At 36.1% G+C, this 25,505-nt stretch carries 25 protein-coding genes and 1 pseudogene; 13 read left to right on the top strand and 13 right to left on the bottom strand.

Going from position 1 to position 25,505, the window contains the following annotated elements:
* Window positions 1-122: 122 nt before the first annotated feature.
* On the top strand, window positions 123-1,133 hold the full coding sequence (locus DYE19_RS09175; protein WP_115323332.1) for a YeiH family putative sulfate export transporter: 1,011 nt from the start codon (window positions 123-125) through the stop codon (window positions 1,131-1,133).
* A 44-nt stretch (window positions 1,134-1,177) separates the two neighbouring features.
* Here DYE19_RS09175 and DYE19_RS09170 read toward each other — a convergent pair whose 3' ends face one another.
* Window positions 1,178-1,744: an anthranilate synthase component II gene (locus DYE19_RS09170; RefSeq protein ID WP_115323605.1), complete on the bottom strand. Its 567-nt coding sequence runs from the start codon at window positions 1,742-1,744 to the stop codon at window positions 1,178-1,180.
* A gap of 107 nt (window positions 1,745-1,851) precedes the next feature.
* Between DYE19_RS09170 and DYE19_RS09165 the strand changes: the two genes are divergently transcribed.
* The 3 genes from DYE19_RS09165 to DYE19_RS09155 all read left to right on the top strand — a co-directional run bounded on the left by DYE19_RS09165 (window position 1,852) and on the right by DYE19_RS09155 (window position 3,862).
* The gene (locus tag DYE19_RS09165; RefSeq protein WP_115323331.1) at window positions 1,852-2,826 is read left to right on the top strand and encodes an aminodeoxychorismate synthase component I; all 975 of its coding nucleotides are present in this window, start codon (window positions 1,852-1,854) and stop codon (window positions 2,824-2,826) included.
* A gap of 3 nt (window positions 2,827-2,829) precedes the next feature.
* On the top strand, window positions 2,830-3,411 hold the full coding sequence (locus DYE19_RS09160; protein WP_115323330.1) for an aminotransferase class IV family protein: 582 nt from the start codon (window positions 2,830-2,832) through the stop codon (window positions 3,409-3,411).
* A 61-nt stretch (window positions 3,412-3,472) separates the two neighbouring features.
* Window positions 3,473-3,862 (top strand): RidA family protein, encoded by a 390-nt coding sequence (locus DYE19_RS09155; RefSeq protein WP_049215857.1) that lies wholly within the window; start codon window positions 3,473-3,475, stop codon window positions 3,860-3,862.
* Between the two features lie 68 nt (window positions 3,863-3,930).
* Here the strand turns inward: DYE19_RS09155 and DYE19_RS09150 are convergent, their stop codons facing one another.
* Window positions 3,931-5,886 carry a site-specific recombinase gene (locus DYE19_RS09150; protein WP_115323329.1) on the bottom strand — a complete coding sequence of 652 codons (1,956 nt, stop codon included), beginning with the start codon at window positions 5,884-5,886 and terminating at the stop codon, window positions 3,931-3,933.
* Between the two features lie 309 nt (window positions 5,887-6,195).
* Between DYE19_RS09150 and DYE19_RS09145 the strand changes: the two are divergent.
* Both DYE19_RS09145 and DYE19_RS09140 read left to right on the top strand, forming a co-directional pair.
* A pseudogene (locus tag DYE19_RS09145) lies at window positions 6,196-6,363 on the top strand (maltose operon protein MalM); the annotation flags it as partial.
* 136 nt (window positions 6,364-6,499) lie between these two features.
* Window positions 6,500-8,239 (top strand): DUF4153 domain-containing protein, encoded by a 1,740-nt coding sequence (locus DYE19_RS09140; RefSeq protein WP_049215860.1) that lies wholly within the window; start codon window positions 6,500-6,502, stop codon window positions 8,237-8,239.
* A gap of 153 nt (window positions 8,240-8,392) precedes the next feature.
* Here DYE19_RS09140 and DYE19_RS09135 read toward each other — a convergent pair whose 3' ends face one another.
* The 10 genes from DYE19_RS09135 to gyrB form a co-directional block, all read right to left on the bottom strand.
* Entirely contained in the window at window positions 8,393-8,758 is a 366-nt protein-coding gene (locus tag DYE19_RS09135; RefSeq protein ID WP_115323328.1) for a DUF596 domain-containing protein, read from the bottom strand.
* Window positions 8,759-8,843: 85 nt separating this feature from the next.
* Window positions 8,844-9,185: a DUF596 domain-containing protein gene (locus DYE19_RS09130; protein WP_228402687.1), complete on the bottom strand. Its 342-nt coding sequence runs from the start codon at window positions 9,183-9,185 to the stop codon at window positions 8,844-8,846.
* Between the two features lie 232 nt (window positions 9,186-9,417).
* The gene (locus DYE19_RS09125; RefSeq protein WP_255313150.1) at window positions 9,418-9,759 is read right to left on the bottom strand and encodes a DUF596 domain-containing protein; all 342 of its coding nucleotides are present in this window, start codon (window positions 9,757-9,759) and stop codon (window positions 9,418-9,420) included.
* A 232-nt stretch (window positions 9,760-9,991) separates the two neighbouring features.
* On the bottom strand, window positions 9,992-10,357 hold the full coding sequence (locus DYE19_RS09120) for a DUF596 domain-containing protein (RefSeq protein ID WP_049215862.1): 366 nt from the start codon (window positions 10,355-10,357) through the stop codon (window positions 9,992-9,994).
* Between the two features lie 85 nt (window positions 10,358-10,442).
* Entirely contained in the window at window positions 10,443-10,808 is a 366-nt protein-coding gene (locus tag DYE19_RS09115) for a DUF596 domain-containing protein (protein ID WP_115323325.1), read from the bottom strand.
* Window positions 10,809-10,945: 137 nt separating this feature from the next.
* Window positions 10,946-11,443, bottom strand: a complete 498-nt coding sequence (locus DYE19_RS09110) for a YbhB/YbcL family Raf kinase inhibitor-like protein (RefSeq protein ID WP_049214348.1) — start codon at window positions 11,441-11,443, stop codon at window positions 10,946-10,948.
* Between the two features lie 176 nt (window positions 11,444-11,619).
* Entirely contained in the window at window positions 11,620-13,278 is a 1,659-nt protein-coding gene (gene cydC / locus DYE19_RS09105; protein WP_005763903.1) for a thiol reductant ABC exporter subunit CydC, read from the bottom strand.
* Window positions 13,271-15,034 carry an ABC transporter ATP-binding protein/permease gene (locus DYE19_RS09100; protein WP_115323324.1) on the bottom strand — a complete coding sequence of 588 codons (1,764 nt, stop codon included), beginning with the start codon at window positions 15,032-15,034 and terminating at the stop codon, window positions 13,271-13,273. The genes cydC and DYE19_RS09100 overlap by 8 nt, the downstream gene beginning before the upstream one ends.
* A 143-nt stretch (window positions 15,035-15,177) precedes the next feature.
* Entirely contained in the window at window positions 15,178-16,035 is an 858-nt protein-coding gene (locus tag DYE19_RS09095) for a DMT family transporter (protein WP_115323323.1), read from the bottom strand.
* A 68-nt stretch (window positions 16,036-16,103) separates the two neighbouring features.
* Window positions 16,104-18,524, bottom strand: coding sequence for a DNA topoisomerase (ATP-hydrolyzing) subunit B (gyrB, locus tag DYE19_RS09090; protein WP_115323322.1), 2,421 nt, complete (start codon window positions 18,522-18,524; stop codon window positions 16,104-16,106).
* A gap of 291 nt (window positions 18,525-18,815) precedes the next feature.
* Between gyrB and DYE19_RS09085 the strand changes: the two genes are divergently transcribed.
* From DYE19_RS09085 to DYE19_RS09060, 6 genes are read left to right on the top strand one after another with little or no spacing between them, the layout of a single operon-like run.
* Entirely contained in the window at window positions 18,816-20,165 is a 1,350-nt protein-coding gene (locus DYE19_RS09085) for an NAD(P)/FAD-dependent oxidoreductase (RefSeq protein ID WP_115323321.1), read from the top strand.
* Between the two features lie 12 nt (window positions 20,166-20,177).
* Window positions 20,178-20,534, top strand: a complete 357-nt coding sequence (locus DYE19_RS09080; RefSeq protein WP_049214354.1) for a DUF5368 family protein — start codon at window positions 20,178-20,180, stop codon at window positions 20,532-20,534.
* Window positions 20,535-20,555: 21 nt separating this feature from the next.
* Window positions 20,556-21,437, top strand: coding sequence for an MBL fold metallo-hydrolase (locus tag DYE19_RS09075; RefSeq protein ID WP_115323320.1), 882 nt, complete (start codon window positions 20,556-20,558; stop codon window positions 21,435-21,437).
* 18 nt (window positions 21,438-21,455) lie between these two features.
* The gene (locus tag DYE19_RS09070) at window positions 21,456-21,980 is read left to right on the top strand and encodes a rhodanese family protein (protein ID WP_049214356.1); all 525 of its coding nucleotides are present in this window, start codon (window positions 21,456-21,458) and stop codon (window positions 21,978-21,980) included.
* A 54-nt stretch (window positions 21,981-22,034) separates the two neighbouring features.
* A complete protein-coding gene (locus DYE19_RS09065) occupies window positions 22,035-23,690 on the top strand; it encodes a SulP family inorganic anion transporter (protein ID WP_115322275.1) in 1,656 nt (551 codons plus the stop codon).
* 8 nt (window positions 23,691-23,698) lie between these two features.
* Window positions 23,699-23,992 (top strand): ArsR/SmtB family transcription factor, encoded by a 294-nt coding sequence (locus DYE19_RS09060; protein ID WP_115322274.1) that lies wholly within the window; start codon window positions 23,699-23,701, stop codon window positions 23,990-23,992.
* Window positions 23,993-24,055: 63 nt separating this feature from the next.
* On the opposite strand, the gene glpX is transcribed toward DYE19_RS09060, so the two are convergent.
* Window positions 24,056-25,069: a class II fructose-bisphosphatase gene (gene glpX / locus DYE19_RS09055; RefSeq protein WP_115323319.1), complete on the bottom strand. Its 1,014-nt coding sequence runs from the start codon at window positions 25,067-25,069 to the stop codon at window positions 24,056-24,058.
* Between the two features lie 214 nt (window positions 25,070-25,283).
* Between glpX and zapB the strand changes: the two genes are divergently transcribed.
* Complete coding sequence (zapB, locus tag DYE19_RS09050; RefSeq protein WP_049214360.1) at window positions 25,284-25,502, top strand: cell division protein ZapB; 219 nt, start codon at window positions 25,284-25,286, stop codon at window positions 25,500-25,502.
* The last annotated feature ends 3 nt before the right edge of the window (window positions 25,503-25,505 follow it).

The raw sequence follows: 25,505 nt of genomic DNA, 5'->3' as shown, positions 1-25,505 counted from the left end.
GCGTTGTCTCAAACAAGATAAATCCTCTAATAGCGTCATAATCAATTTTACATTCAGGCAAAATCCTTTTATCCTTTTGCTCTAAATTTATTCTCTTATCCTCACTCATTAGGATCGTTGTAATGAAAAATAAAACTCTGTATATCGGCTTAATCTTTGTTGCAATACTCACATTTATTGTCGATATACTTTCTAAAAGCACTTTCGCTCTCCATGCAAAACTAAGTGCTCTCACTATCGCAATTCTATTAGGCATCTTCCTTGGCAACACGCTTTATCCTAAATTTTCACAATATACCGCACAAGGTGTCATCTTTGCCAAAGGCACACTATTACGTCTAGGTATTATTTTGTATGGTTTCCGTTTAACCTTTCAAGATATTAGCGCCGTAGGTGTTAATGCTATCGCCACAGATGCGATTATGTTAATCAGTACTTTTGCTCTTACTGTTTGGCTTGGACTTCGTTATTTAAACATGGATAAACAAATTGTTTATTTAACTGCAGGTGGCTGTAGTATTTGTGGTGCTGCCGCGATTATGTCAATGCAACCTGTGACAAAAGCAGAATCACATCAAGTGTCAGTTTCTGTCGCTGTGATTGTCATTTTTGGTACAATCTCCATGTTTTTATATCCAGCTATGTATCCTTATCTTGCAAATTGGTTAAGTGAGCATCAATTTGGTATTTATATTGGCTCGAGTGTACACGAAGTTGCCCAAGTTTATGCAGCAGGCGGTAACATCAGTTCAGCCGTTGCGGATACAGCAGTTATATCAAAAATGATCCGTGTAATGATGCTTGCACCATTTTTACTCTTTATTTCTTGGTTACTCACGAAACAAAGTGATAATCCACAAAGCAATAAAATCACGATTCCTTGGTTTGCCTTTCTCTTTATTTTAATGGCAGTTATTAACTCTTTCTCACTCATTCCTGCTCATATTGTAAAGTGGATTGTACAAATTGACGGGCTATTACTCATCGCGGCGATGACGGCTCTAGGTTTAACCACTCACATTAGTGCCATTAAACAAGCAGGCATCAAACCGCTTATTTTAGGTGCACTAGTACTATGCTGGTTAGTAATTGGTGGATTTTTTGTCAATATGGGAATAAGTCAGCTGTTGTAAACACTAGAAAAAATCAGAAAAGTGCGGTCTGTTTTTTCAAAAATTTAGCTTTCTAACCAATTTCGTAAGAGTTGTTCACCATATTCTGTCATGAAGGATTCAGGGTGGAATTGAACACCGTAAATCGGTAGAGATTTGTGTTGAAATGCCATAACAACCTCTTCGGAACAATGGGCTGTGATAGTAAGAGAATCTGGGAAAGATTGCTCACGAATCGCCCAAGAATGATATAAGCCAATTTGAAATTCTAAGGGAAGCCCTTCAAATAAAGGCGAATTTGACCGCACTTTCAAACGCTGAATTCGCCCATGGCGTACTTTATCTAAATTATATAGTTCGCCACCAAAAAATTCACACAGGGTTTGGTGACCTAAACACACGCCTAAAATCGACTTAGTTTGATAATATTTGGCTAACATTGCAAATAATTGAGGATAAGCACGAGGCACGTCAGGGCCAGGAGAGAGCAGAATATGACTATAATTCTCTACCTTAGATAGGTCCAATTCTTGCACATTAACCACCTCAAAAGGCACTGTTAATCGACGAATTAAATCTACTAAGTTATATGTAAAAGAATCTTGATTATTAATAATAAGCAGCCGTTTCATATCCATACTATATCCTGTTAAGAAGAAAGCAAAGTATAAAGGAAAAAGCGGATTTTTGTCTGATTTTCCGTTACACTTCCACTTATTTTTTAATCACAGATAAATCTATGTGTTTTCATTCTTTTATTCAACAAGCCAATCAATATGGTAAACAACGCCAACCATTTTTCTTTCTGATTGATTTTGAACAGCAACAACCGATCATTTGCCCTTTAACACAAGCTGCAAGTTTAGGGCTGTTTTTTGCAATTAAAGGTCAACATAATATCAATTGGCAAACACAAACCTCTTGCGAGCCTTTTAGATTAAACAAATTTCCAATAGAAAAAACCGTTTACCAGCATGGCTTTATGTTAGTGCAAGAAGAACTACAAAAAGGCAATTCTTATTTATTGAATCTCACGTATCCTACGAAAATTGAGACAAATTTGAGTCTGGCGCAGATTTTCCAGCAAACAAAAGCCCCCTATAAACTATACTATCAAAATCGTTTTGTCTGTTTTTCACCAGAATGCTTTGTCAATATTCATCATAATCAAATTTTCACTTATCCGATGAAGGGTACTATTGATGCAACTTTACCCGATGCTGAAAAACAGTTGTTAGATTCTGAAAAAGAACGCCAAGAACATTATACTATTGTGGATTTAATGCGTAATGATTTAGCAACCGTATCAGAGAAAGTAGAAGTCACTCGCTTTCGTTATGTAGAAAAAATCGAAACGCAAAAAGGCGCGATCTTGCAGACAAGTTCAGAAATCAGAGGTAATTTAGCAGAAAATTGGCAAGAAAATATCGGTTCTATTTTAGCAGCATTATTGCCCGCAGGCTCTATTAGCGGTGCACCAAAAGAAAAAACGGTACATATTATTCAAACCGCAGAACAACAACCTCGAGGTTATTACACGGGAATTTTTGGTCTTTTTGATGGTGAGTCATTGCAAAGTGCGGTAGCAATTCGCTTCATTGAACAAGCCGATGATGAGTATTATTTCCGTAGTGGCGGAGGAATTACTATCTTAAGTGAGTTAGAAGATGAATACCAAGAATTACTGCAAAAAGTCTATGTACCATTAGGATAAACAATGCTGTTTTCTCTGTTTGAAACAATTGCAATTGTCAACGGTGAGATTCAACATCTTGCCTTACATCAGCAACGCTATATTGACAGCTTAAAGCAATTTTATGCAAAAAAGGCAGTCAATGTTCATGATTTTGCCCAAGTTATTCAAATTCAAACCGCACTTGAGCAGACTCAATATGCTCCGTTGATTCGTTGCCGTATTGATTATAATGCCACTGAATTACAAGTGCAGTACTTTGCTTATCAGCGTAAAACTTACCGCACTTTTCAGCCAGTAATTTGTAACGATATTGAATATGGTTTGAAATATGCTGATCGGACTCCGTTAGCTCAATTGCTACAACAAAAAGGTGATTGTGATGAAATCATGATCATCAAACAAGGTAAAGTAACGGATTGTACCATTGGAAATCTGGTCTTTCGTCGAGGTAAACATTGGTTTACGCCTGATACGCCGTTATTAGCTGGCACGCAACGGACAAAATTATTAGCGGAAAATAAAATCCAGCAATGTACGATCTTATTAGAAGATATCGCAACATTTGATGAAATCCGTTTAATTAATGCACTCAATCCACTGTAAATTTTCGTTGAACAGCGTACAATAAAAATACTTTTTTAATCAGCAAAAGGAGATGAGAGAAATGACGAAAGTGATTCATACTGACAATGCCCCAGCAGCAATTGGCCCTTATGTACAAGCAGTTGACTTAGGGAATATGTTGTTAACTTCTGGGCAAATTCCAGTGAATCCCAAAACGGGTGAGGTACCAGCTGATATCGTGGCACAAGCACGTCAATCTTTAGAAAATGTCAAAGCCATCATTGAACAAGCGGGATTACAAGTCGCAAATATTGTGAAAACCACGGTATTTGTCAAGGATTTAAATGACTTTGCCGCAGTAAATGCGGAGTATGAACGTTTCTTTAAAGAAAACAATCACCCTAACTTCCCAGCACGTTCATGTGTTGAAGTTGCTCGTTTACCAAAAGATGTAGGTATTGAAATCGAAGCTATTGCAGTCAAAAATTAAGTAAAGTCCAAATTAAAAAAGACCATCTTTTTCAAGGACGGTCTTTTTTCTTGTTTTTCATTCACTCTTTAATATGGAAAAAATAATGACAATGGGCGTTGTTTAATCAATTTCCAAACACACTTACCAATATCACACCAGCTTTCAATTTGTGCATCTAATGAACGTAATGCGACACAAAGTGCAATAAAGAAACTTACGGCTAAGTTCACAATCCCGATCAATAACACCAGTATCAATCCTTGTAAAAACAGCTGCCAAGTGAAATCGCCACTGATCGCCATATAACCCAAATTGGCAGAAGAAAACGCTACATGGCGAATATCAAGTGGTAAATTTAACAAATATCCGACTAAACCTGTTAAACCTAACAATAAACCGAAACACAAGTTACCCATAATCGAACCATAATTATCATGCCAATATTCTGCAAATTTATAGCGCATATTACGAGTTAAAATACGACGTAAAATGGGGTGGTTACGCAAACGCATTTTTAAATTCAAATAATTACTGCGATTATCAAAATAACCTGAAATAATCCCCGAAAAAAACAACCAAAAACCTGCAATCGCTGCAAACCATAACGACCCTTTCATTGGATCAATAGATTTTTGCTGATATGCAATCTCTGCGTCTGTGAGTAAAGGCATGCCAGCATAATACTGATAACCTATGGCTAGCAAACAAGCGACTAAAATAGCGAGCGTGACATTACCTAATACGGCTACCGTTTGCGAGCGAAATACATCAATGAGTAATTGTGCCAATTGCAGGTTAACAGATTTACCTTGTCCATTATCCACAGTTTCTGCAAAACGAGCCGCAGTCATTGCAGGCTGTTTCGTCGCCACAGTGCCATGCAACATGAAAATAATTGTAAAACCAATACCGTAATTCAATCCTTCAGCAATACCACGCCATACTCGGTCTTCAATCAGATCACCTAAATACAGCTTAAATAGCGCCATAAAAGCAATTAAAATGCCACCACCTGCTGCTGAAAAAAACATATTACGATATTCTTTTCTATCACGCGTAATGTAATGCTCACCATGATCACTTTTATTTTGGGTAATACTGCGCGCCAACATTTTGACACTCTGTTTCCATAAATCTACCGCACTATGACTACGTGCAGAAGCAATGGCTAATTCTCCCGTAAACACCAAAATACGATGTGGTAAAAGGCGATCCTGCTGAAAAATATCCATTAAAGTAGCTAAGCGAGTTAATGTTTGATCAAGACGTGTTAATAAATGCGCGACACCTAATGTTGAACCTGCACTTGCACCACGGCGATGGATGCGATCAATTTGCTCTCGACATTGATCAAACATCACTTGTAAATGAGCATCATCATATTGTCGATTTTGACGATGTGAGGCTACCCAATTCGCCACCTCTCGATGTAGCGCAACAAAAGGCGAATCAGCATCAAGTAAAGTGGGATCAAGTCGCATTAATTCAGGTTCAAGTTCTTCTGCCGCAATCCAAATAGCCAGCATTTCAATCGCAAAAAAGCCTTCATAACGTAAATGATTATGTACATTCTCACGCTCTTTTTCTGTACTCTGTTGCTGTAATATATCTAATAATTTGATCCAATCTTGGATTGCTGTTGCTTGTAACCATTCTTCATCACTTTCTTCGCAAAATAAAACAAAGAAAATATCACGTAAGTCATTTAAATCTTTAAAAGAAGGATTAAAACGTTCATATAAACGTTTCTGTATCTCACGCCCAAAGCCTTCTCGACCAAGTAAACCACAACTAATAAAAAGTGGATAAAGACGCATTTGGCAAATCCACTGACATAATAATGAAGCGATCTTTCCAGCTAACGCCACATCATTTTGTAAAATTTGTATTAAATAAGATAAACGCTGAGGCGCCTCTTTTTTCCCTCCCAAACGTAACCACTGGCATAAGCCATTTAATACAGTAAATGTATTTTGTTGCTCAATATGTGTTGTTAAAAAAGGAATAATATTTTCTTGGTTTAACTTGTATTTTTCGATCATAAAGTGCTAGTTAGTTGCATAAAATAAAAATTGGCACGATAAAGCCCAATGGTTAAGGACGTAAAAATAGCACATTCAACGCACAATGAAAAACTAATCATCGATCAACTAAACATCTTAGTTGTGCAATAGAAACAAAAGTGCGGTCTATTTTGGTGTTATTTCACTCATAAATCGCTTATTAGAGACTGTTATATCATGTGGTCGATTGAATAATGTGGATGTAAAAAAGGTGGAGTGATACATCCGCCTGAAGATTTGGCAACAGCTATTGAGCAAGTACAATCAATTACACTGTCAGCTCAAACGGTGGCAACAGCTGTGGATAAAGAGACAGAAGCCTATTTTAATCAATCTGTGAAGAACGCGCTAAAACAAAATGATATTAATCGTGCGCTGAATTTAGTTAATGAAGCAGAAAAATTAGGTTTAACTTCACTACGTAAAATTTTCTTACAACACGTTTCCTCTAAATAAACATCATATAACTGTCTTTTTCATTATGGATTTTCGCCACAGTTCACTGTGGCTTTTTTATTCGATCTATTCAGAGAGTCATAAAAACATTAGAATGATTTTATTAATTTTTGAGCGTTAATTTTAAGGAAACAAAATGAATATCATGCACTCTCTGATCGAAAGTACCAAAGACCTGCTAAAGAAATATCCACTCGCAATAGTATTTATTTTAATCAGCACTTCATGTATTCCTTTCATTCAAGATAACAACATTTCCGCTTATGCCATCTTGATTTTATTATTACCAATTTATTTTTCAACAACATTAATGTTGCAAAAAATTAAGTATGCTCATTGGATCACAATCAGCTACGCTATTGCTATCACCTTCGCTTTTTATTTTGCTGAACGTGATATTTATGATAACTATGCTTATTGGGGATTATTACTTATTCATTTTTTGTTATTTATTACTTATCCACTTACGAAAGATAATCGACACTTTATCTACTATACAATATCTCGTTTTGTACAACTTATTCTGTCTATTGCCATTGCATGCATTATTTGTCTTTTTGTATTACTCATTTTTACTAGTGTTGAATATCTGTTTAATCTAAGCATTTTAACGTTCAATGTAATACCTAAAACGATTCTATTTACTACGTTCTTCTTCACGCCCATTTTATTTCTTATTTTTGAGCAACGTTTAGCAAACAATGTCCCAAATGAACGTTTTCACTATGTCATTGAACTGGTGATTAATTTTATTTTCTCGCCTGTTGTCATCATTTATACCTTCCTTGTGTATCTTTATTTAGCAAAAATTCTCCTTCATTTTGAGTTACCAAAAGGGGGAGTCGCCTACATTATTATGCCTTATATCGCGCTAGGTCTTTTGTGCCATGCGCTACGTTTATTATTGACGAAACCTAAATGGACATGGTTCTATCGCTATTTCAGCTACCTTTCTATTGCGCCATTGATTTTACTGTGGTTAGGTATCAGCGAACGTATTACCACTTATGGTCTGACTGAAATGAGGGTTTTCTTAGTCATGATTGCGAGTATCATTACAGTGTTTGTAATATGTTCTATGCACCCACGTTGGTTACAATATCGCTGGTTTACACTTCTCACTTGTACTGTCATTTTCGCTGGTATGATAGTTACCTCACCTTATCATCTAACTCAACAAAATCAACTTGTGCGCTTTGAACGCGTGTTGACTGAGCTGAATCTTCTCGATCAACAAGGAAAAATTAGCTCAAAAATTTTTGAGAAAAATTTTGCGAAAAAATTAAGTCGTGAGCAAGCTGAAAAATATAAATTATTAGATGAGATTATTGTGCCTTATATAAAAACTAACCCACAAGCAATCGCGAAATACGGTAAAGAAAATCTTGATTACTTATCTGGTTTTTACTACAACCAAATTATCTACAATAATAATTATCAAGATAAATATGCCACCATTAGCTTTTATGCGTATGACACAAACAGAAACTATAAACAAGCGATTGATATTCAGTCTTATCAAAAACTCTATTTAATCAATGGTTATAGCGATACAAAATCGCAAGATGAAGCATCGGAACAAGATAAATCTCAATTATTCCAGCGTCATTTTGCGCTTATCGATGAAGATTCTGGCTATCAATATAACTTCAGTGAAAGTTACTTTGCAGAGGTATTTAAATCTGCAGGATTGGACATTCACCAAAAATACCAACAAGAGGAATTGCTTCCTTTAGCTGAAAAGCTTACTAAAGTGCCAACAGAAGAAGGGGGGCTATTAATTTTCCGTGATATTGATTTTAAATATGAAGAACATGGTGAAATTAAAGGCTATGTTTATCAAGGTGGCTATATCGAATTCTACCTCGCCCCTTAACAACGCGAGAAAGTGCGGTCAGTTTTGACGAGTTTTTTGCATTCAGACAAGCTGCACTTTCTCTTCTTATTCTCGCAAATATCCACACTTGCATCTAACCTAAAAAAAGCGGTATGTTCAAATTTAGCCAAAACACACCGCACTTTTATCTCGCTAAGTCCATTCTTCATAGCCATCTTCGCAAATCCACACTGCGCCTGCTGGCGCATATACATGCCACCATATATTATCAATATCATATTCCATTTCATTTTCATCATAATGATCTGGCCAAGCTTGGCGAAATACATCAATCTGTTCTTCAATCGACCCTTCGAGGAATTTGCCTTGAGTCGCTAACTTGAGTTCCCCTGTTTTCATTAAATCTGCCATCAATTCTAAAAACATTTCTTTGATTTCGGGTTTATCTTGTATATCACCGAAACACGCTTGAAAACTAGCAAATAAACCATCTAACGCAAGCCCCCTATTGTTTTCAACTACTCTCTTATATTGTGCTTCTGACATTTTCTCTAACATGTTCACCTCCTTACTTTATTGAAATTTCAGTTCAAATTTATTCATTCTCCATAATTTAACACTATCATCTAGCACTTTTATCTCGCTAAGTCCATTCTTCATAACCATCTTCGCAAATCCACACTGCACCTGCTGGGGCATAAGTAATCCACCATGTATTATCAATATCATATTCCATTTCATTTTCATCATAATGATCTGGCCAAGCTTGGCGAAATACATCAATCTGTTCTTCAATCGACCCTTCGAGGAATTTGCCTTGTATTGCAAATTTCAATTCGCCGTCATGCATTAATTCTGCAATAAAAGAAAGAAATAATTCTTTTGTTTCATCTGAATCTTTTACTGAACCAAAATAATCTTCAAATTCCGCTAATAATGCGAAAAGAGGTAATCCTTTAGATTTTTCCAATATTTTCTTTTTCATATTAGGATTCATATTCCTTCTCCACTATGGTTATTGAAACTTTAACTCTATTGATTTCCCCCCTTGGATAGCGTTCTTCTCTGACGAACGCGTTAGCAACAAAATGAGAAACATATTCGTTCATGTAAACACCAGCGCAAACTCAATCGACGATATAACCTCATCTTATACAAAAAACAGTCAATTCCTCAAAGCGTAAAACTTTTTCAAAACACACCGCACTTTTATCTAGTTAGGTCCAATCTTCATAACCATCTTCCCAAATCCACACTGCACCTGCTGGGGCATAAGTAATCCACCATGTATTATCAATATCATATTCCAATTCCTTATCATCATAATGATCTGGCCAGGCTTGGCGAAATACATCAATCTGTTCTTCAATCGACCCTTCGAGGAATTTGCCTTGTATTGCAAATTTCAATTCGCCGTCATGCATTAATTCTGCAATAAAAGAAAGAAATAATTCTTTTGTTTCATCTGAATCTTTTACTGAACCAAAATAATCTTCAAATTCCGCTAATAATGCGAAAAGAGGTAATCCTTTAGATTTTTCCAATATTTTCTTTTTCATATTAGGATTCATATTCCTTCTCCACTATGGTTATTGAAACTTTAACTCTATTGATTTCCCCCCTTGGATAGCGTTCTTCTCTGACGAACGCGTTAGCAACAAAATGAGAAACATATTCGTTCATGTAAACACCAGCGCAAACTCAATCGACGATATAACCTCATCTTATACAAAAAACAGTCAATTCCTCAAAGCGTAAAACTTTTTCAAAACACACCGCACTTTTATCTAGTTAGGTCCAATCTTCATAACCATCTTCCCAAATCCACACTGCACCTGCTGGGGCATAAGTAATCCACCATGTATTATCAATATCATATTCCATTTCATTTTCATCATAATGATCTGGCCAAGCTTGACGAAATACATCAATCTGTTCTTCAATCGACCCTTCGAGGAATTTGCCTTGAGTCGCTAACTTGAGTTCCCCTGTTTTCATTAAATCTGCCATCAATTCTAAAAACATTTCTTTGATTTCGGGTTTATCTCGTATATCACCATAACACTCTTGAAAATTAGCAAATAAACCATCTAAAACAAGTCCCCGATTCTCTTCAACAATTCTTTTATATTGCGCTTCTGACATTTTCTCTAACATGTTCACCTCCTTACTTTATTGAAATTTCAGTTCAAATTTATTCATTCTCCATAATTTAACACTATCATCTAGCACTTTTATCTCGCTAAGTCCATTCTTCATAACCATCTTCGCAAATCCACACTGCACCTGCTGGGGCATAAGTAATCCACCATGTATTATCAATATCATATTCTAATTCATTTTCATCATAATGATCTGGCCAAGCTTGGCGAAATACATCAATCTGTTCTTCAATCGACCCTTCGAGGAATTTGCCTTGAGTCGCTAACTTGAGTTCCCCTGTTTTCATTAAATCTGCCATCAATTCTAAAAACATTTCTTTGATTTCGGGTTTATCTTGTATATCGCCGAAACACACTTGAAAACTGGAAAACATACCAATTAATGTAAGTCCCCTATTGTTTTCAACAATTCTTTTATATTGCGCTTCTGACATTTTTTCTAACATATATCACCTACAATCACAGGAATATTGATCTTTGCTGTTTAATCAAACAAGTATGTTCAAATTTAGTCAAAACACACCGTACTTTATACAAAAATAAAAAAGAATATACTTGAAATATTTGCAATAAAATCTATTAGCTAAACATCATAAGTCCCCATCACAACGGCTTGATCCAAAATATGCCCCTGCATTGCAAAATGAAGATCATTAAAGCGGAATCCTGCTTCCAGATCTAATGTGCAATCCAAAGCATACACAATCAATTCATAGCGATGTTGACAATTTGGCGGTGCCATTCCACCATAAACAGAGGCTTCAGCAATATCAAATTTGCCTAACACGCTTGCCCACGAGTTCGCCCCTTGCACATAATCAGTCGCAGTTAAACTTTCATTTTCTTGCACAGAAGTGCGCTCTAAATTAGCGATTAACCAATGAATCCAAACGAAACCACTCGCCGTAATCGCATCTTTATCTTCTAACACGACTGCAAAAGATTGCGTCCCTTTAGGAACATCACTAATTTCAAAAGGAATAGAATAAGTTGGCATACCATTTGGGCTAAATTGACTACCTCGCTTACCGAATTTGTCTTCAAATGCCCCATTTTTAATGGCTGAACTGGTGACTTTCATCATTTCTCCTTAGTTTGTAGTTAAACAGGCACTTTCTACTATAACTGGAATTGATGAAAATTTCGCTAGATTATTTGTAATTTAAGAAAAAGAAAAGTGCGGTCGATTTTTTAGAAATTTTGAAAAAACAGACCGCACTTAATGTTAAGGGATTGAGAGTAAAGAATAGCGTGAGCTTACGACATTCGTCCGTTCTCAATATGAATCACTTGATCGCAGATTGCCATTGTTGAAGCGCGGTGGCTGACTAATACAATTAGTTTTTCCGATTTCACATTGAGTAATGACTGCAAAATAATCGCTTCGTTTAAGCTGTCTAAGTTACTGGTTGGCTCATCCAGTAAGATAATTGGCGCATTGTGCAAGAACGCACGAGCAATGCCGATACGTTGTTTTTCACCGTCCGATAAGTTACTGCCTAGCTCGGTGACTTTAGTGTCATAACCTTCTGGTAAGCTCATAATAAAGTCGTGAATCGAAGCTTTTTTCGCTGCCTCAATTACTTGTTCTTTGCTTGCACGGCGATCTGCCATCAAAATATTTTCATAGATAGTTTCATTGAAAATATAGGTTTGTTGGGTGATGTAAGCGATATTATCACGCAAGCTGAGGGTATTAATTTCTTTTAAATCTTTGCCATTGATGCGGATTGTCCCTGATTGTGGATCGTAAAAACGCATAATCAATTTCAATAAAGTACTTTTGCCACTGCCACTACGTCCGTGAATGCCTAAAATTTCGCCTTTAGTTAAACGTAAATTCACATTTGAAAGGATTTGTTCGTTATCATAAGCAAAACTTAAATGTTCAACATCAAGTTGGTTCGCATCGGTTAAATCAACGCCTTTCACCACGTCTTTTAAGTGCGGTTCTTCGGCTAATAAACCCAGTACACGCTCACCACTGGCTAGGGTTTGCAATAAGTTATTAGACAAATTACTTAACGCAATCACAGGCCCATAGCTGGACATCAATAGAATCACTGCGATTAATAAACCTGCAAAGTTGATTTGTTGATTCAAATATAGCACTACGCCAGCGATTAAAATCAGGATATTGAAAGCAGAAACCGCAATTTCTGTATAAGAACGCACTTTACCTTCTTGTTGTTTGATTTTTAAAAAGGCTTGGTCGATTTTTTCACTACGTTGGTGAATGCCAGCCAAACGCTCTTTTTCATTACCAAACAGTTGCAATTCTTTCATTCCACGAATGCTATCGAGAAAATAATCGTTCATTTCACCTACGAGCTCACGGTAAATACGCCCGTCTTCACGGGCCATTTTTGTCGTGATAATTGGTAGAATTAAACCAATGGTGATATAGGCTAAAAATGCAATTAGCGTAAACCACAAAGAAATGTGCGTAAACACTGCCAATAAAAAGCTTGAGGTTAAGAATGCAATCATAATTGGGGCGATAGTGTGTGCATAGAACACTTCTAACAATTCAATGTCATTGGTCACTAATGATAATAATTGCCCTGATTGCTTACCCTGTAATTTCACAAATGCTAGTTTACGCAAGGCAGTGAACACTTTATCACGTAATAAGGCTAACAATTTGAACGCAATGTAATGCCCTGACATTTGTTCAAGGTAGCGTAAGATGCCGCGTGCTACCGCTAAGACGATAAGTGCGGTCAAAATTTGCGAAAAACTGAGATGAGTTGGGAAATCCAATAAGTTAGATAAGCCCATCGCACCAAGCACCATAATGAAGATAGCAGCTAAAAAACCAAGTACTCCCATAATAATGGTGAAGCTCATAATATGGGCTAATGGTGTCACTAACTTCAATAATTGCCACATAATGGCAAAACCATTTTTACGCATATTGTTGCCCTCCGTTGCGAGTATTTTCGCGGATATTCTCTAAGTTGCGTTGTTGATTGAACATTTCCGCATAAATGCCATTTGTCGCCATTAAACTTTCGTGGTTGCCTTGCTCTGCTAATACTCCTTGTTGTAATACATAAATTTGATCCGCTTTGACGGCATTTGCTAAACGGTGGGAAATCATCACAATAGTTTTTTCTGCTTTTAAACGTTGAATGAAATTCAAAATAATTTCTTCACTTTCCACATCAATGTTGCTGGTGGCTTCATCGAAAATGTAGAAACTTGCATTATGTAATAAGGCACGTGCAAGGGCTAAACGTTGAATTTGTCCGCCAGATAAGTTACTGCCACGGCTTAACAATGCCATATCTAAACCGCCATTTTCACGTACAAAGTTGGCAAGGTTAACTTGTTCTAACACATCGTAAATTTGTTCATCTGTGGCGTTTAGGTTCGCCATTAACATATTTTCACGCAAGGTGCCTTTGAACACATAAGAGCTGTGACTGACTAATGACACGTGATGATAGAACGAGTGGCGATCAAGATCTTGAATTTCTTGCTGATTGAATAAAATCTTGCCTTGTTGTGCTTTCTGGAAGCCCATTAATAAGGACACTAAAGTGGATTTACCGCAGCCACTTTTACCCACAAAAACGGTTAATTGTTTTGGTTGAATCGTCAAATCTAAACCATTAATCGCTTGTTTTTCAGCGTTATAGGCAAAGTGTAAATTTTGGATATCCACCTGAACTTGGTTTTCTGCTTTAAAAGCCACCTCACTTTCGTTGGTTTCTACTGGTGTATCTAATAATGTGAAAATTTTGTCTGAGGCAGCTTTGCCGTTCATTGCCACATGGAAGAACGAGCCAAGCAAACGCAATGGAATAAAGAACTCTGAAGCCAATAAGATAAATAAAATCACACCGAAAATGCCTAAATTATCTGATTGGAATTGTAGAAGTGCGGTCAAAATACCGATTGCTGCACCACCGTAAGCCAACAAGTCCATCAAGGATACGGAGTTGAGCTGCATGGTGAGTACTTTCATTGTAATAGTACGGAATTTTTCCGCCTCAATATCCATTTGTTTCGCTTTGTAGCCGTCATCTTGATAGATTTTTAAGGTAATCAACCCTTGTAAATTATCTAAGAAGCTGCTGCCCAATCCCACATAAATAGACCAATACTTATGCAGTAAACGTTTTGCAATTTTATTCACTGCAATAATCGACATCGGAATTAAGGGCACACAAACTAATAAAATTAACGCAGTTGGCGCATTAAACCAAACAAGGAAAATAAATAAGGTTAATGGTGCTAGCAGGCTGTAAAACAGTTGTGGTAAATAGCGACCAAAATAGATTTCTAGCTGTTCGACCCCTTCTGATGCCACTTGGATAATTGATGAGGTAGATTGTTGGTTGACTTGATTTAACGGCATTGCAGCTAATTTTTGGAAAATAAGCGTGCGCAATTCATGTTTAACGTTGGTACTGGCTTGATAAGAGGCTTTTACTGACATCTTGCCTGCAAAAGCCCGTACTGCAAGGGCAACAACTAAGTTAATTGCATAGCTAAACAATGTGCCAAGTGTTAATGTTTGCTCAAAGGCTTGTTCTAAACACAGCGCAAAAATGACCACACTTACTATGCTCGCTACTAGTGCAACCCAGCTCCATAACACTGTTTTGGCGACCCATTTTTTGCTATCAGACACTGTATTTATCAATCGTTTATCGATCATCATAAAATATTTGTCCTTAAAAAATCTTAGTTCAAATCAAAGCGCATTATTCTAACACAAATGAGAATTGCTTTTATTAAAAATAAAAAAAACAAGCCAGCAAGCTTACTCAAACTTACTGACTATTTAAGCAATAAAAAATAGAATTATTTTTTACTTAGTTTAGGCATAAGACTGGCTATTAATGTTGCACTAATAATAACAACAATGCCAAACCAAGATAATAATGAAATCGATTCACCTAGTAATATAATTGCTAAAAAGACACCAAAAATAGGTTCAAGTGCGGTTAATAATCCTGTTAAATTAGTATGAGTAGCATTGAGTCCTTTATTCCATAACCAATAAGCAATCCAGCTAAAGAAAATAGAAAGATAAAGTAATCCAGCAATCCCTTGCCAATTCCAATTTATTTGCCAATCTTGTGTTAGTAGCAGTGTAAAAGGTAAACACGTTATTGCACCTAATACAACTGAAATTGCGGTATAGGCAGGTGCTGTTATATGTGTAATCATCTTTTTAGTCCAACGTAAACTCGCAGAAAAACAAATACCAGCTAATAATACTAAGCCACAACCTAACAGGCTGATTTCACCTGTATCTCCACCACCAATAATTAACATAGCAACACCTAAGAAAGCGATCACACCGAATAACCAATGATACCAACAGGCTTTATCTTGAAAAAAGAAATGTCCAATAAAAACTATTAATAATGGTTCCAAACCAATAATTGTCACTGCACTTGCTGCAGAGGTATATTTCAAACCAATAAATTGTAATAAAAAAATTACAGGGTAATTAATAAAACCAAGCCACCACAATTGACTACGCCAGTGTTTATCTACTTTTTTCCAATGACGTAAAAACAACGGAAAAATAAGAAATGAAATAATAATTAAGCGTACTTGAACAGTGAGTACAGGATCAAGCATAGTAAATGCATATTTACCCGCAACGAGAGAACTCGCCCAAATACATAAAGCTAGAATTTGATAAAACATGATATAAAAAAGTGCGGTTAAAATTGGATTTATTTTAACCGCACTTTAATAGATTGAAATAAATTTTTTTAAATATCTAAATTCGCATGTAGTGCATTACTTTCAATAAATTCACGGCGTGGCTCCACTTCATCACCCATTAATGTGGTAAATAATTGATCTGCCGCGACAGCATCTTTAATAGATACTTTTAACATACGACGTGCATTTGGATCCATTGTGGTTTCCCAAAGTTGTTCAGGATTCATTTCACCTAATCCTTTATAACGTTGTACCATTAAACCACGACGTGACTCTTTCACTAACCATTCTATCGCTTGTTCAAATGAAGTAATGCCTAGTTTACGTTCGCCACGTGTAATATAAGCTCCCTCTTCAATTAGACCAACTAATTGTTTGCCTAATTTCATAATACGGGCATATTCACTACCTGTAGCAAATTGGAAATTGAGGAAATAATCTGTATCAATTCCATGAGTACGTACTGTCAATACTGCTTCATGTAAATGCCGTTCATTATTAAATACAAGTCGATAGCTATAATGGTTACCATTAGTTTCTTTTGCCGCTAACTTTTCAACTAATGTTGAAATCCAAGTTTCTACGGCACTTTCTTGTGCCATTAATTCTGTTGTTAATTCAGGATGATAAATAAGTTCTTTCAATACAGCTTCAGGATAATAGCGTGCTAAACGTGCAATCATTTTCTGAACAGCATTATATTCAGAAACTAAAGTTTCTAAAGCTAATCCATTCATCGCAGGCGCATTTTCATTCACATAAAGTGCAGCATTTTCTAACGCTAAAGCAACTTCATATTGCACCATCGCTTCATCATCTTTGATATATTGCTCTTGTTTGCCTTTTTTCACTTTATATAAAGGTGGTTGTGCAATATAAACATGCCCACGTTCAATCAACTCTGGCATTTGACGATAAAAGAATGTCAACAGTAAAGTACGAATATGTGCACCATCCACGTCCGCATCGGTCATAATAATAATGCTGTGATAACGCAATTTCTCTGGGTTATATTCATCACGACCAATACCACAGCCAAGTGCAGTAATTAATGTACCCACTTCAGCAGAAGATAACATTTTGTCGAAACGTGCTTTTTCTACGTTCAGGATTTTCCCTTTTAATGGCAAAATCGCTTGGTTTTTACGGTTACGCCCTTGTTTTGCTGAACCGCCCGCAGAGTCACCCTCCACCAGATACAATTCAGATAACGCGGGGTCACGTTCTTGACAGTCAGCTAGTTTACCTGGTAAACCACCTAAATCTAATGCACCTTTACGGCGAGTCATTTCACGTGCTTTACGCGCCGCTTCACGCGCACGAGCCGCATCAATAATTTTGCCCACAATAATTTTGGCATCAGATGGGTTTTCTAATAAATATTGTTGCAAATATTCATTCATCACCGATTCCACCGCACTTTTCACTTCAGAAGACACTAATTTATCTTTCGTTTGTGAAGAGAATTTTGGATCAGGCACTTTCACCGAAATAATCGCCACTAAACCTTCACGCGCATCATCACCTGATGTTGCCACTTTTGATTTTTTATTGTGCCCCTCGTTTTCCATATAGTTATTTAAACTACGGGTTAACGCACCGCGGAAACCTGCTAAATGCGTACCACCATCACGTTGTGGAATGTTGTTTGTGAAACAATATACGTTTTCGTTAAAGCTGTCATTCCATTGCATTGATACTTCCACACCAATGCCGTCTTTCTCGGTTGAAAAATAGAATGGTTTTTGGTGAATTGGATTTTTATTACGATTTAAATATTCAACGAAGGCTTGAATACCACCTTCATAATGGAAGTGATCTTGTCTATCGTTACGTTTATCAAATAACTTGATCGATACACCTGAATTTAAGAATGACAATTCACGCAAGCGTTTTGCTAAAATGTCGTATTCAAATTCGATGTTGTTAAAAATTGTTGGGCTTGGCCAGAAACGAACTGAGGTGCCTGTTTGATCTGTTTCACCAATGGCTGCTAATGGTGCTTCAGGTTCACCTAAATGATAAATTTGTTCGTGGACTTTGCCTTGACGACGAATAGTTAATTGCAATTTGTCAGACAATGCGTTTACAACTGATACACCCACGCCATGTAAACCACCAGATACTTTATATGAGTTATCATCAAATTTACCGCCTGCGTGCAATACAGTCATGATCACTTCCGCAGCAGAAACCCCTTCTTCTGGGTGAATATCAACAGGAATACCACGACCGTCATCTTGTACAGACACTGAATTATCAGTATGAATAGTTACCGTAATATCTTTGGCATAGCCAGCTAAAGCTTCATCAATTGAATTATCTACCACTTCAAACACCATGTGGTGTAAACCCGTACCATCATCTGTATCCCCAATGTACATACCAGGACGTTTACGTACAGCATCGAGTCCTTTCAAGACCTTAATACTATTCGCGCCATAATTTTCAGGGGTATTATTTGACATTGTTTCTCTCTTTTAAAACGGTAAAAAATTGCTGTGATTATAGCAAAAATTTGAAGAAATGGCTAAAAATAACTACGGTTGGTTTTATGACCATTTTGGTACTAATGTATCAATCATTTAATAACGCCCCCTAAAACTACTCAATATTTCTCGCTCAATATTATTTAAAAAATAAAAATTAACAAAATTAAAACAATTTATTCACATTTCTATTGATTTAATTCTCATATTGGATATATTTAATATTTATAAAATAAAATATTAAAATAACCAAATATAAGGGAGATAATAATGAGTCAATTTGATCAGATTAATCAAAGTAAACGTCAGTTTATACGTTCAGGTTTAGCAATGGGCACCTTCAGTGCAATTGGGGGTACTGGATTACTATTACCAAGCAGTGTAAAAGCAAACTTGCCTAAAATTTCTTCTTCTGCCAATATCGTTATAGCGGGTGCGGGTGCTGCGGGATTGACGATTGCTTCTCGACTAGCTGCTCGACTTGATCCTACGGCTAAAATTACCTTAATTGACTCTCGTATCGCACACTATTACCAACCAGGTTTTACCCTTGTTGCAGGGGGAATCAAACCTGAAAATTATGTTGTCTCTCAAACAGCGGATTATTTGCCTGAAAACGTAAAATGGATTCAAGCGTCAGTGAATGAATTTGATCCAGATAGCAACAGTCTAACAACCTCAACAGGCGAGAAAATCACCTACGATTATTTATTTGTTGCAACAGGTCTAAAACTAGATTACGACGCAATAGAAGGGATGGATGTTAATCTTATTGGCAAAAATGGTCTAGGTAGTGTTTATCACAGTCCATCTAGTGCCTATAAAACATGGCAATTATTAGATGAATTTGCAAATAAAGGGGGAGACGCTGTCTTCCTACGTCCTGCAACAGAAATGAAATGTGCTGGTGCCCCGTTAAAATATGCCTTTATTGTTCGTGATTACTTACAAAGAAGAGGCACACTCGACAAATCTAAACTGCTTTATAACGCTCACAATAAGACATTATTCAGTGTACCTATCGTCGATGCAAAATTAAAAATGCTGTTTGCTGAAAAAAATATCCATGTAGATTATAACCGCGTGTTAACCGCGATTGATCCTGCTAAACGTATTGCAACATTTAACAGCCCTGAAGGAAAAGTCGACGTTAATTATGATTTTATTAACGTTGTACCTCCAATGAGAGCACCCGATGCAGTGCGTAACTCACCACTAGCTTGGCAAGAAGGCGGATTTGCAGCAGATGGTTGGGTTGAAGTTGAAAAACACAATCTACGTCATCGCCGTTATAAAAACGTGTTTGCAGTAGGTGATGTCGCAGGTGTACCGAAAGGAAAAACCGCAGCCAGTGTTAAATGGCAAGTACCTGTTGCAGTAGAACATTTATTAGCCGAGTTAGCGGGAAAACCTTGTGATGAAGTTTACAATGGTTACACTTCTTGCCCAATGATTACTCAACTGGGTAAAGGCATGTTAATTGAATTTGACTATAACAATCACTTGACGCCATCTTTCCCTGGCATCATTGCACCGTTAGAAGAATTATGGGCAACATGGGCAATTAAAACATTAGGTTTAAAACCAACTTATTTAGGCATGTTACGCGGATTAGCTTAAGGAGAATTAACAATGAAAGAAATGCAATTTGATACACTCTGGGCGGTAACCCAAATTATGTTAGGCTCATTCTTTTGGCCACTTCTCTTCGTTGTAGTGGTGGTCTTAGGTTCTTTCTTTTATTTATTAATCAAAGAAAAAGGCGTGGTGTCTTGCCGTTTAAAAGGTAGCAGCTTTTTAGGCTTATTTGGTGGGGTCATTGCACTGTTCTTTTTATTTTCAATTTCTGAATCTTCAATTAGCAATTTAGGTGGACCAATCGATCTGATCTTGGTTATCTTAGCTTATATTGGTGGATTCTTAGGGAGCGCCATTTTATTGTATACCATTGCAGGTTTCTTAAAAGTAGGTCGCTGTTCTTGTAAATAAGATTAATGATTGGATAGGATAATGAAAAACGTCATTGCACCTGAAGTAAAAGCTTTTTTTGATAAAGCGACAAATACTTACAGTTATGTTGTAAGCGATCCAAAAAGTCAGGCATGTGCAGTTATTGATTCAGTCTTGGATTTAGATTATTCAGCAGGCTATATCAGTACAGAATCTGCCGACAACCTTATTGATTATGTTAAACAGCATAAATTGAAGGTTGAATGGATTTTAGAAACGCATGTTCATGCAGATCATTTGTCAGCAGCACCTTATTTACAAGAAAAATTAGGTGGAAAAACGGGTATAGGACAACATATTACTACGGTACAAAATGTATTCGGAAAAGCCTTTAATGCAGGAACAGAATTTGCTCGTGATGGCAGTCAGTTTAATCAATTATTCTGTGATGGTGACGAATTTTCAATTGGTCATCTTCATGTAACTGTCATACACACACCTGGTCATACACCTGCCTGTGTCAGTTATTTAATTGGTGATGCCGTATTCGTGGGAGACACATTATTCATGCCAGACTATGGTACAGCCCGTTGTGATTTTCCTGGCGGTGATGCAAATGTCTTATATCAATCTGTACAAAAATTGCTTGCCTTACCAGAACAAACACGTATGTTCTTGTGTCACGATTATTTACCGCAAGGTCGAACAGAATATTGTTATGAAACTACTGTAAAAGCACAAAAAGAGCAAAATATCCATATTCATAATGGGATTGAGCAAGCTCAATTTGTTAAAATGCGACAAGATCGCGACACAACACTTTCTATGCCGAAACTGATCATTCCTTCTGTGCAAGTCAATATGCGAGCAGGATCATTACCACCAGCAGAAGATAATGGTCAAGTTTATCTCAAAGTTCCAATTAATTTATTCAAATCTTAACTTATATAGGAAAAATAAATGACTATTCAAACAATTAGCACCAATGAAGTATGTGAAAAACTCAAACAAGGTGCAGTATTAGTAGATATCAGACAACCTGATGAATATTTAAGAGAAAATATTGAAGCCGCAGAGCTTCAACCATTATCACAACTGGAGAGTCAAGGATTAAAAGGAAATGCCGCTAATGCGAATGTGGTTATTTTCCATTGTCGTTCTGGACGTCGCACACAGCAAGCAAGCAGTTTGCTCTCTGCGCTGACTTCTGGCAAACAAGCATTTATTTTAGAAGGTGGAATTGATGCTTGGAAGGCCAACAACCAGCCAACTCGCCTCAATCGTTCTCAACCTTTAGAAATGATGAGACAAGTCCAAATTGCTGCAGGAGGTTTAACATTGCTCGGGGCAATTTTAGGTTGGCAAGTATCACCTGTGTTTTATGGATTATGCGCTTTTGTTGGTGCAGGTTTATTATTAGCAGGAACAACAGGATTCTGTGGAATGGCACGTTTGTTAGCATTTATGCCTTGGAATCGTCAATAAAAATATAAAAAGTAGAAGTCAAAAGACTTCTACTTCCTTCTTATCTAATTCTCTATGTTACGTTATCTGCCTATTACACATTGGCTTTCTCACTATAATATTACATTATTTAGACAAGATTTTTTAGCTGCCATTGTGGTTACCCTTATGCTAGTGCCACAATCACTTTCTTATGCACTTTTAGCAGGTGTTCCACCGTATATTGGTCTTTATTCCAGTATTGCACCACTGCTTTTATATGCTTTATTTGGTAGTAGTCGAACACTTTCTGTTGGCCCTATTGCTATTACATCATTAATGACCGCTTCCATTGCCAGTTCTTATGCAGACCCTAACTCTGCAGACTATTTGACAACTGTAATTTTATTAGCACTATTATCAGGCATAATCCTAATTATTATGAGTAGTTTACGTCTAGGATTTTTGGCTAACTTCTTAAGTAATCCTGTCAACATAGGATTTACTACTGCATCTGCAATTATTATTATCTTTAGTCAAATTAAACATTTACTGGGCATTCAGGCACAAGGTGATAACTTATACGATCTTATTGTTTCCTTATATGCCGATCTGCAACATATTAATTGGATCACATTTTGTCTAAGTCTCATTGGATTTGGCTTACTTTATTCAATCAAGCATTTTTCACGTTATATATCAAATAACACGCTTTCACAAAGTCTAAGACGCTTTTCACCTGTCATCGTGATAGCGCTACTTTCATTTTTCATATGGTACTGGCAGCTATTTTTTCAAAATACCAAAATTGTTGGAGAAATCCCCTCTAAATTTGATTTTATTCACTGGAATAGTATTTCTCTTGAAAAACTCAACGCACTTTTACCTGGCGCATTCTTAATTAGTCTCGTTAGCTTCGCCAGCAGCATTTCAATTGGTAAATTATTAGCAACAAAAAAACATGAACAAATCAAAGCTAACCAAGAACTCTTTGGTTTAGGTATAGCAAATATTGGTGTTGCATTAAGTGGCGGAATGCCAGTAACGGGAGGATTTTCACGTTCTGTTGTCAACGAAGAAGCTGGTGCTCAAACACAATTAGCGAGTATTTTTACTGCATTCGGTACATTAATGACCATTTTATGGTTTTCCGACTTTTTATACTATATGCCACTGAGTATCCTATCTGTGACAATTATTATTGCAGTTATCCCAATGATCGATTATTCAGCACTAAAACAAGCCTTTCGCTACGATAAGCTGGAAGGAGTAGTTATGCTTACAACTATTATTTTAACTCTGATTAAAGGAATGGAAATAGGGCTTGCAACTGGTATTCTTATCTCTTTGGTAGCATATATTTATCGAACTATCCAACCTAAAATTAGTCAAATTAATCAAAATGACATATCATACAAACAATATGACTGCTGTAAAGAAGAGAGTGTTATTCTAAAAATTGAAGGTAATTTATATTTTGCTAACATTGATTATATAGAAAATAAAATTAATACTATTTTAAATAAAGATAAAAAAATAGTTTGTTTTATTTTAGATTTATCACAAGTCAATTACCTTGATCTATCTTGTTTAAAAAGTTTAATTTCAATTAACAGCCAAATGAATAAAATAAATAAAAAACTCTATTTAATTAATATAAATAGCCAAATTTATTCCCATTTTAGAAAAGTCGAATATGCTTATTTAATAAATAAAAAGAATACAGAAAATAAAAACCATACTGGAGTATAGTAAAAATAATGGAAGAAATATTCTCGAAATGTGATGAAGCAACCTCTTTTTTAAAATCATTCTCTAATCCTAATAGACTAATGATTTTATGTTGCATTCTAGACCAAAAACGCAATGTAACTGATATTACTAAGTTAACAGGATTACCTCAAGCCTCTGTATCAAATCAACTCTCTGTATTAAGAGAAAAAAAATTAATTGATTGTGAAAAACGACATAGAGAAAGATTATATTATATTGCTGATCCTAAAGTACTCGAAATAATGCATCTTCTTCATAAATTCTTCTGTGAAAAAGAATAATTAATATTGGAAAAAATTAAAAAAGCACTATAAAAATAGTGCTTTTTTATAAAAAAAAATAAATTATGCACCAATAATTCGATAAAGCGCAGTATCTTTTCTATCTAAATAATGAACAGATTGAATACGACGAATAGTACGTGAACGACCACGAATTAATAAGGTTTCTGTTGTAGCTAAATTACCTTTACGATGAATTCCTTTCAATAAATCACCATTTGTAATACCTGTCGCGGAAAAAACTAAGTTATCATCACGAACCAAATCATCTAATTTTAATACCTGATTAACTTCAATTCCCATTGCCTGACAACGATGAATTTCATCTGCAGCAATCGCTTGATTTTCAGGTGTGTTACCTTTTACCTGATGACGAGGTAATAAACGCGCTTGCATTTCACCGCCTAAAGCACGTACTGCAGCCGCAGCAATCACGCCTTCTGGCGCACCACCAATACCATACAACATATCTACCCCACCATCAGGTAAACAACATAAAATAGAAGCAGCAACATCACCATCAGGAATAGCAAGTACTTTCACACCTAACTGTTGCATTTTTTTGATTGTTTCATGATGACGTGGTTTATCTAATGTAATCACAGTTAATTGAGAAAGAAGTTTACCCATTTTAGATGCAACTCGGCGCAAATTTTGTTCTAAAGGTAAACTTAAATCAATCATTCCCTTTACTTCTGGACCAACAACTAATTTTTCCATATACATATCTGGTGCTTTTAAAAAGGTGTTTTTACCACCTGCAGCAAGTACAGATAATGCGTTAGCTTGTCCCATAGCTGTCATTCGTGTTCCTTCTATTGGATCAACAGCAATAGAAACTTCCTCACCTTTACCAACACCTACTTTTTCACCAATATAAAGCATAGGTGCTTGATCAATTTCTCCTTCTCCAATAACTACCTCACCTATCATTTCAATTTGATTTAACATTAGACGCATTGCTTGGACTGCAGCATTATCTGCCGCTTCCTTATCACCACGCCCCAACCAAGCAAATCCTGCTAATGCTGCTGCTTCAGTGACTCTTGAAAATTCAATGGCTAATGCTCTATTCATATTTATTTATCCTCTATTTTAGTTGATCAAAACTCAGCGCTATTTTAGCATTTAGCAATCGATTGCGTAATTAAAAATAAAAAAATGATAATAATTTTTTCGAATGAAATTAGAAATTATGTTAATGTTGCAAGGAAATTTTATTCATCCGTTTAACAATCAAAGTTAACTAGAGTAGAATAACCAGACTTATCACATAGTAGAGGAAGCTTTTATGTCTTTAGAAATTTTAGATCAACTAGAAGAAAAAATTAAACAAGCAGTTGAAACTATTCAATTGCTTCAATTAGAAATAGAAGAATTAAAAGAAAAAAATAATCAATCAGAACAAGCTTATGATGCATTACGCAACGAAAATGAGCAATTAAAGAGTGAGCACCAAAACTGGCAAGAACGTTTACGTTCATTGTTAGGTAAAATTGACAACGTATAATTG

This window comes from Pasteurella canis (genome assembly GCF_900454865.1).
In the GTDB taxonomy this organism is placed as follows: domain Bacteria; phylum Pseudomonadota; class Gammaproteobacteria; order Enterobacterales; family Pasteurellaceae; genus Pasteurella; species Pasteurella canis.
Note: the sequence above shows the minus strand (reverse complement) of the source record. Positions and strands in the feature narration are given on the sequence as shown.

Excerpts from the sequence above, each read along its gene's own strand:
- DYE19_RS09175 (WP_115323332.1), top strand. The coding sequence starts at position 123 with ATGAAAAATAAAACTCTGTATATCGGCTTAATCTTTGTTGCAATACTC.
- DYE19_RS09170 (WP_115323605.1), bottom strand. The coding sequence starts at position 1,744 with ATGAAACGGCTGCTTATTATTAATAATCAAGATTCTTTTACATATAAC.
- DYE19_RS09165 (WP_115323331.1), top strand. The coding sequence starts at position 1,852 with ATGTGTTTTCATTCTTTTATTCAACAAGCCAATCAATATGGTAAACAA.
- DYE19_RS09160 (WP_115323330.1), top strand. The coding sequence starts at position 2,830 with ATGCTGTTTTCTCTGTTTGAAACAATTGCAATTGTCAACGGTGAGATT.
- DYE19_RS09155 (WP_049215857.1), top strand. The coding sequence starts at position 3,473 with ATGACGAAAGTGATTCATACTGACAATGCCCCAGCAGCAATTGGCCCT.
- DYE19_RS09150 (WP_115323329.1), bottom strand. The coding sequence starts at position 5,886 with ATGATCGAAAAATACAAGTTAAACCAAGAAAATATTATTCCTTTTTTA.
- DYE19_RS09140 (WP_049215860.1), top strand. The coding sequence starts at position 6,500 with ATGAATATCATGCACTCTCTGATCGAAAGTACCAAAGACCTGCTAAAG.
- DYE19_RS09135 (WP_115323328.1), bottom strand. The coding sequence starts at position 8,758 with ATGTTAGAGAAAATGTCAGAAGCACAATATAAGAGAGTAGTTGAAAAC.
- DYE19_RS09130 (WP_228402687.1), bottom strand. The coding sequence starts at position 9,185 with ATGAAAAAGAAAATATTGGAAAAATCTAAAGGATTACCTCTTTTCGCA.
- DYE19_RS09125 (WP_255313150.1), bottom strand. The coding sequence starts at position 9,759 with ATGAAAAAGAAAATATTGGAAAAATCTAAAGGATTACCTCTTTTCGCA.
- DYE19_RS09120 (WP_049215862.1), bottom strand. The coding sequence starts at position 10,357 with ATGTTAGAGAAAATGTCAGAAGCGCAATATAAAAGAATTGTTGAAGAG.
- DYE19_RS09115 (WP_115323325.1), bottom strand. The coding sequence starts at position 10,808 with ATGTTAGAAAAAATGTCAGAAGCGCAATATAAAAGAATTGTTGAAAAC.
- DYE19_RS09110 (WP_049214348.1), bottom strand. The coding sequence starts at position 11,443 with ATGAAAGTCACCAGTTCAGCCATTAAAAATGGGGCATTTGAAGACAAA.
- cydC (WP_005763903.1), bottom strand. The coding sequence starts at position 13,278 with ATGCGTAAAAATGGTTTTGCCATTATGTGGCAATTATTGAAGTTAGTG.
- DYE19_RS09100 (WP_115323324.1), bottom strand. The coding sequence starts at position 15,034 with ATGATGATCGATAAACGATTGATAAATACAGTGTCTGATAGCAAAAAA.
- DYE19_RS09095 (WP_115323323.1), bottom strand. The coding sequence starts at position 16,035 with ATGTTTTATCAAATTCTAGCTTTATGTATTTGGGCGAGTTCTCTCGTT.
- gyrB (WP_115323322.1), bottom strand. The coding sequence starts at position 18,524 with ATGTCAAATAATACCCCTGAAAATTATGGCGCGAATAGTATTAAGGTC.
- DYE19_RS09085 (WP_115323321.1), top strand. The coding sequence starts at position 18,816 with ATGAGTCAATTTGATCAGATTAATCAAAGTAAACGTCAGTTTATACGT.
- DYE19_RS09080 (WP_049214354.1), top strand. The coding sequence starts at position 20,178 with ATGAAAGAAATGCAATTTGATACACTCTGGGCGGTAACCCAAATTATG.
- DYE19_RS09075 (WP_115323320.1), top strand. The coding sequence starts at position 20,556 with ATGAAAAACGTCATTGCACCTGAAGTAAAAGCTTTTTTTGATAAAGCG.
- DYE19_RS09070 (WP_049214356.1), top strand. The coding sequence starts at position 21,456 with ATGACTATTCAAACAATTAGCACCAATGAAGTATGTGAAAAACTCAAA.
- DYE19_RS09065 (WP_115322275.1), top strand. The coding sequence starts at position 22,035 with ATGTTACGTTATCTGCCTATTACACATTGGCTTTCTCACTATAATATT.
- DYE19_RS09060 (WP_115322274.1), top strand. The coding sequence starts at position 23,699 with ATGGAAGAAATATTCTCGAAATGTGATGAAGCAACCTCTTTTTTAAAA.
- glpX (WP_115323319.1), bottom strand. The coding sequence starts at position 25,069 with ATGAATAGAGCATTAGCCATTGAATTTTCAAGAGTCACTGAAGCAGCA.
- zapB (WP_049214360.1), top strand. The coding sequence starts at position 25,284 with ATGTCTTTAGAAATTTTAGATCAACTAGAAGAAAAAATTAAACAAGCA.